Origin of the sequence: Sphingobium yanoikuyae, assembly GCF_034424525.1 — a bacterium.
Lineage (GTDB): Bacteria > Pseudomonadota > Alphaproteobacteria > Sphingomonadales > Sphingomonadaceae > Sphingobium > Sphingobium yanoikuyae.
On sequence record NZ_CP139979.1, the window covers coordinates 3,301,500 to 3,314,224 of the forward strand.

General features: G+C 65.5%; 10 protein-coding genes, 1 tRNA gene and 2 pseudogenes. 2 read left to right on the forward strand and 11 right to left on the reverse strand.

Annotation, left to right across the window (positions count from 1 at the left end):
- The first annotated feature begins 165 nt into the window (after nucleotides 1–165).
- Entirely contained in the window at nucleotides 166–633 is a 468-nt protein-coding gene (locus tag U0025_RS15305; RefSeq protein ID WP_004208290.1) for an Lrp/AsnC family transcriptional regulator, read from the forward strand.
- On the opposite strand, the gene U0025_RS15310 is transcribed toward U0025_RS15305, so the two are convergent.
- Nucleotides 630–1,532 carry a peptidylprolyl isomerase gene (locus U0025_RS15310; RefSeq protein WP_037490477.1) on the reverse strand — a complete coding sequence of 301 codons (903 nt, stop codon included), beginning with the start codon at nucleotides 1,530–1,532 and terminating at the stop codon, nucleotides 630–632. The genes U0025_RS15305 and U0025_RS15310 overlap by 4 nt on opposite strands.
- Before the next feature lie 90 nt (nucleotides 1,533–1,622).
- Here U0025_RS15310 and U0025_RS15315 point away from each other — a divergent pair.
- Nucleotides 1,623–1,713 (forward strand) — tRNA-Ser (locus U0025_RS15315).
- Between the two features lie 263 nt (nucleotides 1,714–1,976).
- On the opposite strand, the gene U0025_RS15320 is transcribed toward U0025_RS15315, so the two are convergent.
- From U0025_RS15320 to ectA, 10 genes and pseudogenes are all read right to left on the reverse strand, one after another.
- Nucleotides 1,977–3,209 carry an NAD(P)/FAD-dependent oxidoreductase gene (locus U0025_RS15320; RefSeq protein ID WP_004208292.1) on the reverse strand — a complete coding sequence of 411 codons (1,233 nt, stop codon included), beginning with the start codon at nucleotides 3,207–3,209 and terminating at the stop codon, nucleotides 1,977–1,979.
- A pseudogene (locus U0025_RS15325) lies at nucleotides 3,209–4,210 on the reverse strand (acetyl-CoA C-acyltransferase); the annotation flags it as partial. The pseudogene U0025_RS15325 and the gene U0025_RS15320, both read right to left, overlap by 1 nt.
- Nucleotides 4,203–5,225 (reverse strand): annotated as a pseudogene (locus U0025_RS15330) (mechanosensitive ion channel family protein); the annotation flags it as partial. The pseudogenes U0025_RS15330 and U0025_RS15325, both read right to left, overlap by 8 nt.
- On the reverse strand, nucleotides 5,222–6,556 hold the full coding sequence (locus tag U0025_RS15335) for an MFS transporter (protein ID WP_004208297.1): 1,335 nt from the start codon (nucleotides 6,554–6,556) through the stop codon (nucleotides 5,222–5,224). The pseudogene U0025_RS15330 and the gene U0025_RS15335, both read right to left, overlap by 4 nt.
- A complete protein-coding gene (locus U0025_RS15340) occupies nucleotides 6,553–7,788 on the reverse strand; it encodes an MFS transporter (RefSeq protein ID WP_004208298.1) in 1,236 nt (411 codons plus the stop codon). Before U0025_RS15340 ends, U0025_RS15335 begins: the two co-directional genes overlap by 4 nt.
- Before the next feature lie 19 nt (nucleotides 7,789–7,807).
- On the reverse strand, nucleotides 7,808–9,250 hold the full coding sequence (locus U0025_RS15345; protein WP_004208299.1) for an aspartate kinase: 1,443 nt from the start codon (nucleotides 9,248–9,250) through the stop codon (nucleotides 7,808–7,810).
- Nucleotides 9,247–10,167, reverse strand: a complete 921-nt coding sequence (gene thpD / locus U0025_RS15350; RefSeq protein ID WP_004208300.1) for an ectoine hydroxylase — start codon at nucleotides 10,165–10,167, stop codon at nucleotides 9,247–9,249. The genes U0025_RS15345 and thpD overlap by 4 nt, the downstream gene beginning before the upstream one ends.
- A gap of 176 nt (nucleotides 10,168–10,343) precedes the next feature.
- Complete coding sequence (locus U0025_RS15355) at nucleotides 10,344–10,757, reverse strand: ectoine synthase (RefSeq protein ID WP_004208301.1); 414 nt, start codon at nucleotides 10,755–10,757, stop codon at nucleotides 10,344–10,346.
- A gap of 15 nt (nucleotides 10,758–10,772) precedes the next feature.
- Nucleotides 10,773–12,083 carry a diaminobutyrate--2-oxoglutarate transaminase gene (gene ectB / locus U0025_RS15360; protein ID WP_004208302.1) on the reverse strand — a complete coding sequence of 437 codons (1,311 nt, stop codon included), beginning with the start codon at nucleotides 12,081–12,083 and terminating at the stop codon, nucleotides 10,773–10,775.
- Between the two features lie 15 nt (nucleotides 12,084–12,098).
- A complete protein-coding gene (gene ectA / locus U0025_RS15365; RefSeq protein ID WP_072893792.1) occupies nucleotides 12,099–12,590 on the reverse strand; it encodes a diaminobutyrate acetyltransferase in 492 nt (163 codons plus the stop codon).
- Nucleotides 12,591–12,725: the final 135 nt, after the last annotated feature.

A 12,725-nucleotide genomic window follows, 5' to 3' on the forward strand; every position in this document is an offset into this window, starting at 1 on the left:
CCATTTTGCAGCGGGATGGCCCATCCTGAAAGGACAACGCAGCCCCGCCGGTTGTGGCCTCATCATATCGCCAAGCGGGTGGCGATTGTTCCCTGATTTGCGCTTGCGATCGCCCGCATGCAGGACGATATATTGCGAAATCTTATTTCATCGGGATGACATTGCATGGATCGGTTCGACATCGCGTTGCTGGAGGCGCTGCAAAGCGATTCCCGCCGGTCGATGAACGAGCTGGGCGAGCAGATCGGCCTCTCCTCCTCCGCCTGCCATCGCCGCATCCGCGCGCTGGAGGATGCCGGCATGATCGAGGGCTATGCCGCCCGGCTCGATCCGGCGGCGCTGGGCCTGACGCTCCAGGCCTTTGTCGAAATTTCGCTGACCAGCCAGAGCCGCGAGGCGATGGAACGGTTCGAGAGCGCGGTCGCGGGCTTCCCGGAAATATTGGAATGCCATCTGATGGCGGGCCAGGCCGACTATCTGCTGCGGGTCGCCGCCGCCGACCTCAAGGGCTTCGACGCGGTCCATCGCGACTGCCTCGCCCGCCTGCCTGGCGTGTCGGCGATCCGCACCAGCTTCGCCATCCGCCGCATCCGCGACTGGCGCGGCTATCGGCTCCGTGATCTGCCTATTTAGGGCGCGGGACGCACCGGCACCGGCGCGTTGCACAGATCAACGCCCCCGGCAGGCCGGTCGTAGAAATCATCCTTCCGGTTGGCGCGCAGCCGCAGATAGTCGGCAAAACTGGCCGAACCGGTATCCATCACCTGGAAGCTAGGGCGCTCCGTTTCGGGCAGATCGCTTGCCAGCCGCACCGAGATGATCGGCAGCTTGCGCTCGGCGTCGGTGTAGAAACCCAGTTCACCACTGCCGCGCGGCAGGCTGGTGAGCGCGGTCATCCCCTCGACGATACGGCCTACCACCGCGATGTTGCGATCGAGCTGGCGCGGCGCCTGACCGATCACTGTGTAGAGTTCCGCGCCCGTGCCAGCGTCGGGCGACATGTTGCGACCGACGCCGATCATGCCATAGCAGTGCGGCAGCCAGGCGGCCTCCCCGTCGATCGCCACCGGCCAGCCATCGATGAAGCCGGTCGCGCGCGCATAGGGATCGGGATAGGGCAGCGGCGTCAGCTTCGCCTTCATGCCTCCAAGCGACTGGACATAGTCCACCGGACTGGTCGGCGCGAGGCCGGCGGGCAGCGGCTTCTTCTCGGTCGCGTCGCCCCATTGGACGACATAATTGTCCTGCACCCGGTTGATGCTGGTGCCGTCCCACCAATGGGCGGTGGCAAGCGCGCGGATATTGGCGACATGGCGCGGACCGAATTGCGGCGCCAGCTGGATCACCACGCGCTTGCCACCCTCGATCGTCATCACCAGCAAATCCTGCGCCGGGACGGTGCGCCAGGCACTGGCCGGCGCCTGCGCCACGACCGCGCTGGGCGTGGCCGGCGGATCGGCCGCATCGGCAGCGGCAAGGGGCAGGATGGCGATGAAGGGCGCAAGCAGCGCAACACGGCGGCGAAGGGTCATGACCCGATCAAACAATTGCTGCGCAAGAAAGTAAAGCATCCCCTTGCCTAGTGCGTTGTCGCGCGATAGGGAGCCGCCTCCAGTGCATGCGGAGCGGTGGCCGAGTGGTCGAAGGCGCTCGCCTGGAAAGTGAGTATACGTCAAAAGCGTATCGAGGGTTCGAATCCCTCCCGCTCCGCCAAATTTTCCCGACCAAATCCGATACGATGCCCAAATTCGCAATTTGACAAGAATTCAGGCGTCCGCCTGTCCTGCCCGCCCAGGCCTGCCTAGATCGATATATCTCGGGCCCATCAGGATAAAATTTGGAGGGGTCGCGCTGGCTGAAAGAGTCAGCCACCAGGCAAAATCTAAGTACATATCTTCGATTTTCGTAAATATAACCTTAGATGGTCCGGAATTATTCGGACAGCCAACGCCAATTTTACGAAATATATTCAATCTCTACACGTCAACAAGCGCCTTGAGTGCCGTATCGACATCTGCCAAATTCGCAATGTCAGGTCTGACTCCTGCCTCGACCAGCTTGCGCCCCTGCACATAGTCCTTCACGCTGTTCACGCAGTCGAGCGCGATGACCTTGCCTTCCCTGAGGTAGACGATCGAGAAGGCGCCGTCGGCGGACGTGCCGCGCATCACCGTCTGGTCGAAACCTGCGTTTATCCCGGCGGTCTGGAGCTTGAGATCATATTGGTTCGACCAGAACCAGGGGAAGGCGCGATAGGGCCGTTCGTCGCCGCAGATCGCCTTCGCCACGCAGGTCGCCATGTCATTGGCATTCTGGACCGATTCCACCCGCATCACCTGCCCGCCGGCAAAGTCGCAGGCGAAGGCGGCGCAGTCGCCGATGGCATAGATGTCGGGCAGCGAGGTCCGGCATCCGGCATCGACATCGACGCCATTGGCGCCCTTGGCCCCGGCACGGATCAGCGGCTCGACCGCCGGTATGATGCCAATACCCACGATGACCGCCTGCGCGGGGATGCGCTCGCCATCCGCCATTCGCACCGCCGTCACCTGGCCGTCCGCCCCCTCCAGGCAATCGACCCTGGCATCCAGGCGCAGGTCGACGCCATGGTCGCGATGGACCTGCTGGTAGAAGGCGGACAATTCCTCGCCCGCCACCCGCGCCAGCACGCGCGGCAACGCTTCCAGCAAAGTGACCTTGAGGCCCATCTTGCTCAGCACCGCGGCCGCCTCAAGCCCGATATAGCCGCCGCCGATGACCACGATCTCGCGCTTGCCCGCGTCGATTTCGGCCATCAGCGCGTCGCAGTCGGCGCGGGTCCGCACCGCATGCACGCCGGCCAGATTGGCGCCAGCGCAGCTCAGCCGGCGCGGATCGCCGCCGGTCGCCCAAATGAGCTTGCCATAGCCAAGGCTACGCCCGTCGGAGAGCGTCAGTTGCTTGCCGGCCGGATCGACCGCCGTCACTTCGGTGCCGAGCAGGAAGTTCACATCCTTTTCCGCCCAGAAAGCGGCCGGCCGGATCAGCAGCCGCTCGAACGCCTTTTCCCGCGCGAAATAATCCTTCGACAGCGGCGGCCGTTCATAGGGATATTCCGGCTCGCGGCCGATCACCATGATGGTCCCGGCAAATCCGTTCTGGCGCAGCGCGATCGCGCATTGCGCGCCGCCATGGCCGGCCCCGACGATGACAATATCTGCGCGGTCCATCACACCCGCTCCAGCAGCAGGGCGAGGCCCTGGCCCACGCCGATGCACATGAAGGCCAGCGCATGGCGGCCGCCGGTCCGATGCAGTTGCTCGACCGCCGACAGGGCGATGCGCGCGCCCGACATGCCGAGCGGATGGCCGAGCGCAATCGCGCCGCCATTGGGATTGACGCGCGGGTCGAAGGGATCGACGGCCAGGTCGCGCAGCGTGGCGATCGCCTGGCTGGCAAAGGCCTCATTGAGTTCGATCACATCCAGTTGATCGACGGTCATGTCGTTACGGGCGAGCAGCTTGCGCGCCGCCTCGATCGGACCGGCGCCCATGATGCGGGGTGCGATGCCGGCCGCCGCCATGCCGATCACCCGAGCACGCGGCGTCAGGCCGTGCGTCACCGCAGCCGCTTCCGACGCGACCAACATCGCCGCCGCCCCATCATTCAGGCCCGACGCATTGCCCGCCGTCACCGTGCCGTCGGCCTTCACTACCGGCTTCAGCTTCGCCAGCGCCTCCAGGCTGGTGGCGCGCAGATGCTCGTCCGCCTCGAACAGCAGCGGATCGCCCCTCTTCTGCGGGATCGAGACCGGCACGATCTCGGCAGCGAAGCGCCCGTTCGCCTGCGCGCGTGCGGCCTTTTCCTGGCTGGCCAGGGCAAAGCGATCCTGCTCCTCGCGGCTGACGCCCCATTGTTCGGCGACATTCTCGCCAGTCTGGGGCATGGTATCGACGCCATAGGCGGCCTGCATCGCCGGATTGATGAAGCGCCAGCCGAGCGTCGTGTCTTCAATCTTCTGGTCGCGGCCAAAGGCGCTGCCGGCCTTGCCCAGCACATAGGGCGCGCGGGTCATGCTCTCGGCGCCACCGGCGATCAGGAAATCGGCGTCGCCGCTGCGGATCGCCTGCGCCGCCATGCCCAGCGCATTGAGGCCGGAGCTGCAAAGCCGATTGACGGTCACGCCCGGCACGGCCTCACCCATGCCCGCCAGCAGCACCGCCATGCGCGCGCAGATAGGCCAGCACATAGGCGCGAAAGGTGCCGATGTTGGTCAGCCGCCGACCATCCAGCCTGTTGCCCGCTGCATGATCCCCATTCCAGCGCGAGAGATCATCCTGCTTGTCGTGCAGATAGGTCCGGAGCAGGCCGAAGCGCGCGACCGCCGCCAACCCTGCCTCATCGAGAAACCCGACGCTGTTCTGGTCGATCACCAGCGCCCGCATGATCCGGCGGCCGCCCGATTCCTGCATCCCGCGCCAGTTGCGAAAACTCTCGCTGATCAGCCTGTGCGTCGGGATGGTGGTGATGGTGCGATCGAAATTCTGGACCTTCACCGTGTGCAGCGCGATGTCGATCACGTCGCCATTGGCGTCGAGTTGCGGCATCTCGATCCAGTCGCCCACCCGGACCATGTCGTTGGAGCCGATCTGGACGGATGCGACCAGCGACAGGATCGTGTCCTTGAACACCAGCATCAGCACGGCCGCCATCGCCCCCAGCCCCGACAATAGCAGCAAGGGCGACTGGTCCATCAGCGCCGCGATCATCAGGATGCTCGCCGCGCCATAGACCAGCAGCTTGGCCACCTGGACATAGCCCTTGATCGGCCGGTTCGCAGCGTCAGGGCGGCGCTGATACAGATCGTTGCCGAGCGTCAGCAGGCCGCTCAAGGCGATGGCCAAGGTCAGGATGATGAAGGCGGCGCACAGGCTGGCGATGAAGCCGGCGAGCCGCACCGGCAGATGCGGGACGGCGGCGACGCCCGACTGGATGATGAGCGCCGGCACGATGTTGGACAGGCGCGCGACGACGGCGCCGATATGCGCGGCCTCGACCCGGAACGGCAGGTGATCGATCAGCCGCAGCAACAGGGCCAGGACGATACGCTTGGCCACCCAGTTGGCCGCCCAGGCGAATGCGCCAAGCAGCAGCAATCCCGTCACGGCCTGCAACCAGACATTGTCGACATAGCCGCGGGTCAGGATCTGGAGGCTGTCCGACGCGATGTAGAGCTGACTGATCATGCGGCACGCTCCCGTCCGAACGGATCGTCATGGAGCGACCGGCCTGCCGTTTCCGGCATGAAGCGCAGCGCTATCAGGCCGATGATGCAGGCCGCCATCATGTAGAAGGCCGGCATGAGTTCATTGCCGGTCATGCCGATCAGCGCGCTGCCGATCGCCGGCGCGGTGCCGCCGAACAGCGAGGTCGACAGATTATAGGCGATCGCGAAGCCGGCGAAGCGCGCGGCGGTGGGGAACAGCGCCGGGAAGGTCGCCGAAATCGTCGACAGTTGCGGCACATAGAGCAGGCCGAGCAGGACAAAGCCGATGATCGCGCCGACCAGGCCCGTCGCCATCAGCATGTAGAGCGGCACCACCGCGACCAGCAGGCCGATCAGCGACAGCCGCCACATCGGACGCCTACCCACCCGATCGGACATATGGCCGGCGATCGGCAGGAAGATCATCATGAAGAGCATGCCGATGATCGGCACCACCAGCGCCTCGTCCGGAGACAGGCCGATGCGGCGCTGCAAATAGGTCGGCATGTAGCTGAGCAGCGTATAATTGACGACGTTGAGCGCCACGACCAGCCCGCCCACGACCAGCATCGGCCGCTTATGATCACGCAGCAGCCGGGAAAGGGACGGCGATCCACTGCCTTCGGCCGCCTGCTCGCGAAAGACCGGCGTGTCCTCCATCCTCGACCGCAGATACATGCCGATGAGGCCCATGGGCGCGGCCACCAGGAAGGGAATGCGCCAGCCCCAGGCATGCATGACCGCGTCCCCCAGCAGCAGCGAAAAGCCCAGCATCAGCGCCGCGCCGAAGGAGAAGCCGGCGAGCGTGCCGAACTCCAGGAAGCTGCCATAGAAGCCGCGCCGCTCGTCGGGCGCATATTCGGCCATGAAGGTCGCGGCCCCGCCATATTCGCCGCCAGTCGAAAAACCTTGCACCATGCGCAGGATGATGAGCAGCGCGGGCGCCGCCCAGCCAATCTGCGCATAGGAAGGGATGAGGCCGACGGCCAGCGTCGCGCCCGACATCAGCAAGATGGTCAGCGCGAGCACCGACTTGCGCCCCAGCCGGTCACCCAGCGGTCCCCAGAACAAGCCACCCAATGGCCGGACGAGGAAGGAAATGGCAAAGGTCGCCAGCGCGAACAAAATGGCATCGTCCACCGCGCCGGGAAAGAGCGCGGCGGAAATATAGGTCACGCCATAGGCATAGATGCCATAGTCGAACCATTCGGTGGCATTGCCCAGCGCCGACGCGGCGATGGCCCGGCGCAAGGTGGCCTTGTCGGCCTGCATCGGGGCAGCAGCGGTGGCAGGAACGGCGGAAGCGGTCATTCGGTCAGTCCGTCTACGGTATTGGGATCGAGCAGCGAGGCCACCGGCGTGGTGCGCGGCACGATCTGGAAGTCCTGCTGTTCGGGCACCGGCACGGGCGGGGTCGCCGTCTGGCGCCAGAGGCCGAAGGCCAGCGTCGCGCCGGCACACAGGGCAATGAAGAGAAAGAGGCCGCTCGTCGGCGCCAGGCTCATCAGCAGCGCAGCGCCGAGCGGACCGATCGCCGCGCCAACCGAATAGAGCAGCACCAGCCGCCCGCTCGCCGCGACCCGCTCGGTCGCCAGCAGCCGGTCGTTGCAGTGCGCGACGCAGAGCGGATAGAGGGCGAAGCTGAGGCCGCCGAACAGGGCGCCAAGCGCCAGCAGCAGCGGGCCGCCCGACACCAGCATCGCCAGCGCCGTGCAGACCGCCAGCGTCGCGGCAAAGCAGCCGACGATCACCCGCCGCCGGTCGAGCCGGTCCGACAGGCGCCCCAGCGGCCATTGCAGCGCGACGCCGCCCAGGATGACGATCATCATGAAGCTGGCGGTCGCGCCAAGATCCAGCCCCAGCCGGCGCACATGCACCGCCGCCATGCCATAGAAGGCGCCCAGCATCAGCCCGGTCGCGACCGAGCCGACCGTGCCAAGCGGTGACGCGGCATAGAGGGCGCGGATGGTGAAGGCCTGCGCATCGACCGGCGCGGGGGCGCTGCTGCGGGTCAGACATAACGGGATGATGGCCAGGGAAATGAGAATGGAGGCGATCTGGAACGGCACCGCCGGCAAGGCGCCGCTGGCGCCCAGCAGCAATTGCCCGACCGCCTGCCCCGAATAGAGGGCGACCATATAGGCTGCGAGCACGCTGCCGCGCGTTTCCGCCTCCGCCCGGTCGTTGAGCCAGCTTTCAAGGCAAATAAACACGCCCGCGACGCAGATGCCGTCGATCAGGCGCAGGCAGGCCCAGAAGAGCGGATATTGGACCAGCGCATAGGCCAATGTGCTGGCCGACAGCAGCGAGACAAAGGCGGCGAAGGCGCGGATATGCCCCACCTGTCGCACGATCGCTCCGGCCCGCAACGCGCCCACCACAAGTCCGCCGAAATAGGCGGTGGCGACCGCACCGATCGCCATCGTGCCTGCCCCTGCCCGCTCCAGCCGCAGGCCGATCAGCGTGGACAGGAAGCCGCTGCCCGCCATCAGCATGAAGATGGCGAGCAGCAGGCTGCGGACGGGGTGGATCGCGGCGAACATGGGGATGACCGGGAGCGGATCAGGCCGCGCGCCGATCCTCCGCCGGTTCCGCCCCGTCCTCCACCAGGGCACGGTGCAGCGCGCCCACGGCGGTCTCATAATGATCGACATCGACGATGAACTGCAGGTCGACATTGCGGATCTGGTGCTGCATCGCGACGATCGGCACATGGGCATCGGCCAGCGCCTGCAGGGCGTCGGGCACCAGCCCCGGCCGGGATATGTCGCTGCCGATGACCGACACGATCGCCACCGGCTGGGCCGATATGGCAGCGTCGGGATAGCGCGCCTGCAAATCGGCGATCACCCGCTTCACCGTCGCCGCATCGGCGGACAGATAATGGGTGATGGTGTTGGCGTTCGACGCCTTGCTGACGATCCAGGCGCCATGGCGGGCCAGCGCGTCCAATATCGCCGCGTCATAGCCTTTCACGCCGACCATATCCTGCTCGAAGAACATAAGCGCCTGCGCATGGCGCACGCCGGTGACGATCTCGACGCGCGGCGTGTCGGACACATAGGCGCCGCAGATCAGCGTCCCGCCATCCTCCCGGTCGAATGTGTTGCGCACCCGCAGCGGAATGTCGGTCTGGCGCAGCCCCCGGCCGGCGCCGGGATGGATCGCCTCCATGCCCAGATTGGCAAGCTGGTCCGCCACATCATAATTGGTGCGGCCGATCTTGCGCGCCTTGTCCGTGCCGACCAGGCGCGGGTCGGCGCTCGACAGGTGGAACTCCTTGTGGATGATCGCCTCGCGCGCCTTGGTCAGCACGGCAATGCGCGAAAAGGTCATTTCCGAATAGCCACGGGCATAAAGGCGCACCATGCCCTCGCTGCATCCGGCATAGCCGGTGACGATCGGCAGGGTGGTGGAAAGGTCGATCGGCGCGAACGCCTGGCCGATCCGGTCGTCCAGCTCGCGCATGTCCTGCTGGTCCCACAGGGTCAGGTCGACAAACTGCGCATTGACGCCCCGGTCGCGCAGCAGCAGCGCGGTCGAATGCGCGCTATGCGCTTCGCCGAGACCCGCCAGCAGTTCCCGCACCGTCACCAGTTGTTCCTTGACGCAGAAGCGACCATGGCTGCGCAGCCGCGCCAGATCGTCGAGACAGGCGGCGACCGCATCGATCCGCATGTCGACAAAGGCATTGGCCTCCGCCAGCCGGTCGGCGCGGACGAACATCGTCGCATTGCGCTCCTGCATGGCGCGGCGCACCGCCTCCATCGCCTGGCGCCAGCCGTCCGCATCCTCGTCCGCCACGAAACGGGCATAGACACCCGGCTCGCCGCTTTTCTTGTGCTCCAGCAGCAGGTCGGTCATGCCGGCATAGGCCGACACGACGAAGATGCGATGATAGAGGTCCGCGCCCTTGCGGCCGGCGATCAGCACATTGTCGAACAATGTCGCGGTCGCGGCCATGGATGTGCCGCCGATCTTCTCGACGCTATGCAGGCTGCTCATGCCAGCGCCTCCTGCATCAGGGGGCCGCTGATCGGCGTGATGACCGGCGGTTCGCCGCGCGCGGCGATGAACGCAGGGCGCGGCCGGTCGACACCAAAGGGCGCCTCCAGCCGGTTGGACACCGCATTATAGACCAGGAAGGCATTGGCGCGCGGGAATGGCGTGATGTTGCCGTTCGACCCGTGCATGATGTTGCAGTCGAAGATCACCACCGATCCGGGCTTGCCGGTCGGCGCGACGATGCCATGATGATGCGCCAGTTCGGCCAGGCTGTCCTCGTCGGGAACGCCATATTCCTGGCGCTTGAGCGACTGGCGATAATGGTCCTCGGGCGTCTCGCCGACGCAGGTCAGATATTGGCGATGCGATCCGGGGATCAGCATCAGCGGGCCGTTATGCGGCGTGTTTTCGGCCAGCAGCACCGACATGGACAGCGCGCGCATGCGCGGCATGCCATCCTCCACATGCCAGGTCTCGAAATCGCTGTGCCAGTAGAATTCCTTGCCCTGGAAACCGGGCTTATAATTGAGTCGTGACTGGTGGATATAGACATCGTCACCCAGCAGGAAGCGGGCCACGCCGACCAGGCGGCTGTCCGCCGCCAGCCGCTCGATCACCCGGCTCTGGGCATGGATGCGGAAGATGGAACGGACTTCCTTGCCGCCCGGTTCGGTGATCACCGTTTCGGCTTCCAGCGCATCGGGATCAGCCAGCAGCTTGCGGGCCTCGTGCTGGAGGAAGGCGACTTCCGCGTCGGAGAAAATGTCTTCCAGCACCAGATAGCCGTCGCGCTCGAAGGCATCGGCCTGGTCGCGGCTGATCGGCGCGCCGGCGCTCCAGTCGGCATGGACGACCGGATCGTGGCGCGGCAGGAATTCCGCCATGTCGGCATGGCGGGACGGGTAGAGGTCTTTCATGGGACTCCCCCTTTTTCAATCTAAGGTAATAAGGGCGTGGCTGGCTCAGGCAGCGCCCAAGCCAGAGCTTGATCCGTTCATACTGAACCGGATCAAGCTCCAATTTTCGTTGTTGTCCGCATTTTCCGAGTCAGCAGATGTGGCCATCTGCTTTGAAAATGCTGGAGCGTCACGCATCAGTCGGCCAGCGCAGGCTCGCGCGCGGCGCTGATATCGGCGGGATAGGCGCCATTCTCGTCATGCACTTCCTTACCGGTGACCGGCGGATTGAAGGTGCAGGCGCACAATATGTCGGTTTCCGGCCGCACGATATGCTGGTCATGGGCATTGAGCGCATACATGACGCCGGGCGCCAGCTGATGGGTGATGCCGGTGCCCAGATCCTCGATCGTGCCGGTGCCCTTGAGCACGAGCACCGCCTCCAGATGGTTCTGGTAGTGCATGTGCAATTCCTCGCCCGCGTACATGGTGGTGACGTGGAAGGAAAAGCCCATATTGTCGTCCTTCAGCAGAAGGCGGGCACTTTCCCAGCCCTTGGACTTCACATTGCGGTCGGACTTGCGGATGTCCTGAAGCTTGCGAACGATCATGTCTGAAATCTCCTCTTATTCTGCGGCGACGCCATAGGTGACGGTCAGCGCGGACCGGATGCTCTCCTCGAGAATGTCGAGCCCGGCCGACAGCACGGCGTCCTCGATCACGAGGGGCGCCAGCACTTTGACGATCTCGTCATGCGCGCCGCTGGTTTCGATGATGAGCCCCTGCGCAAAGCAGGCGGCGGTGATGGTCTGAGCGACTTCGCCCGATCCGACGTCGATGCCGCGCATCATGCCGCGGCCGCGCGTCGACAGGCCATGTTCGGCCGCCATCGCGTCCAGCCGCCGTTCCAGCAGCGCGCCGCGACGGGCGATATCCTGTTCGAACTGCGCATCGCCCCAGAAATGGCGCAGCGCGGCGGTGGCGGTGACGAAGGCATGGTTATTGCCCCGGAAGGTGCCATTATGTTCGCCCGGCGCCCATTGATCCAGTTCCGGACGGAACAGGGTGAGCGCAAAGGGCAGGCCCATGCCCGACAGCGACTTCGCCATGGTGACGATGTCGGGGGTGAAGCCCATGCCTTCGAAGCTGAAGAAATTGCCGGTACGGCCACAGCCGGCCTGGATGTCGTCGACGATCATCAGCGCGCCATGGCGCCTGGCGATCTCGGCGATCCGGCGCAGCCATTGCGGCGAGGCGGCATTGAGGCCACCTTCGCCCTGCACTGTCTCCACCAGGATGGCGGCCGGCGCGTCGAGGCCGCTCGACGGATCGGACAGGCGCCGCTCCAGCAGGTCGGCGGTATCGACATCGGGACCATGATAGCCGTCATAGGGTTCATGGGCGACATGGCTCAGCGGCACGCCCGCGCCGCCGCGCTTGGCGGCATTGCCGGTGCAGGCGAGCGCGCCCAGCGTCATGCCGTGGAAACCGTTGGTGAAGGCGATCACCAGTTCGCGACCCGTGATCTTGCGCGCCAGCTTGATCGCGGCCTCGACCGCATTGGTGCCGGTCGGCCCGGTGAACATGGCGCGATAATCAAGCCCGCGGGGACGCAGGATCACATCCTCCAGCGTGGCAAGGAAGTCGGCCTTGGCATCGGTGTGCAGGTCGAGGCCATGGGTGATACCGTCGCCGGCGATATAGTCGACCAGCGCGGCCTTCAGGACCGGGTGATTGTGGCCATAATTGAGCGTGGAGCAACCCGACAGGAAGTCGAGATAGCGGCCGCCCTGATTGTCGTGCATCCACACGCCTTCCGCACGGTTGAACTGGCGCGGCATGGCGCGGGCATAGCTGCGCACGGCGGACTCGCGTCGCTCATAAATGGCCGTGTCGGGCATGGCGCTGGTGGGTTTGGGCTGGGTCGTGACGGTCATGCTTTTCAATCTCTCTCAACTCTGTGCCGGGGTCGGCAACGGGCCGATGCGCGCCTGCCATTCGGTGGCGCGGGCGCCGGCAAAATGGGCCTGTTCTTCAAAGCGGGCGGTCTTTTCGATCCGAACGCCCCACCGCCGCGCCAGCCCCTGGAACAGGGCCCAGGAGGCGCGATTATCGTCGGTGATGGTCGTCGTCAGATGGGTGACGCCGGCCTGCGCGGGCCGGGCCAGCAGCGCCTCGATCATGCGCCCGGCAAGGCGCTGGCCACGCGCGGCGGACGACACCGCGACCTGCCAGACGAAGAAATTCTCGGGCGCTGCCGGCGGGCGATAGCCCGATACCCAGCCGACCACCCCACCGCCGCGCTCGGCGACGATGCAGCTGTCGGCAAAGTCCGTGCATTGCAGCAGGTTGCAATAGGCCGAATTGGGATCAAGCGGCGGACAGGCCGCAATCAATCCGCTGATGGCTGGCCCATCCGTGGCGACGGGCTTGCGTAAGACGATATCCTGCCCCTCGCCCGATCGAGAGCGCGCAGAAGCCCGTGGCGGCGAAGCAGCCGCTGTAGCTTGGGAATCGAAGATTGTTCATCTCCCGAATTATATTTTACTCGGAGAAGCAGATTCTCCGGCGAGACGGGC

Coding starts and splice junctions, on each gene's coding strand:
- U0025_RS15345 (WP_004208299.1), bottom strand. CDS start 9,250: ATGAGCAGCCTGCATAGCGTCGAGAAGATCGGCGGCACATCCATGGCC.
- U0025_RS15320 (WP_004208292.1), bottom strand. CDS start 3,209: ATGGACCGCGCAGATATTGTCATCGTCGGGGCCGGCCATGGCGGCGCG.
- ectB (WP_004208302.1), bottom strand. CDS start 12,083: ATGACCGTCACGACCCAGCCCAAACCCACCAGCGCCATGCCCGACACG.
- thpD (WP_004208300.1), bottom strand. CDS start 10,167: ATGAAAGACCTCTACCCGTCCCGCCATGCCGACATGGCGGAATTCCTG.
- U0025_RS15340 (WP_004208298.1), bottom strand. CDS start 7,788: ATGTTCGCCGCGATCCACCCCGTCCGCAGCCTGCTGCTCGCCATCTTC.
- U0025_RS15335 (WP_004208297.1), bottom strand. CDS start 6,556: ATGACCGCTTCCGCCGTTCCTGCCACCGCTGCTGCCCCGATGCAGGCC.
- U0025_RS15355 (WP_004208301.1), bottom strand. CDS start 10,757: ATGATCGTTCGCAAGCTTCAGGACATCCGCAAGTCCGACCGCAATGTG.
- U0025_RS15305 (WP_004208290.1), top strand. CDS start 166: ATGGATCGGTTCGACATCGCGTTGCTGGAGGCGCTGCAAAGCGATTCC.
- U0025_RS15310 (WP_037490477.1), bottom strand. CDS start 1,532: ATGACCCTTCGCCGCCGTGTTGCGCTGCTTGCGCCCTTCATCGCCATC.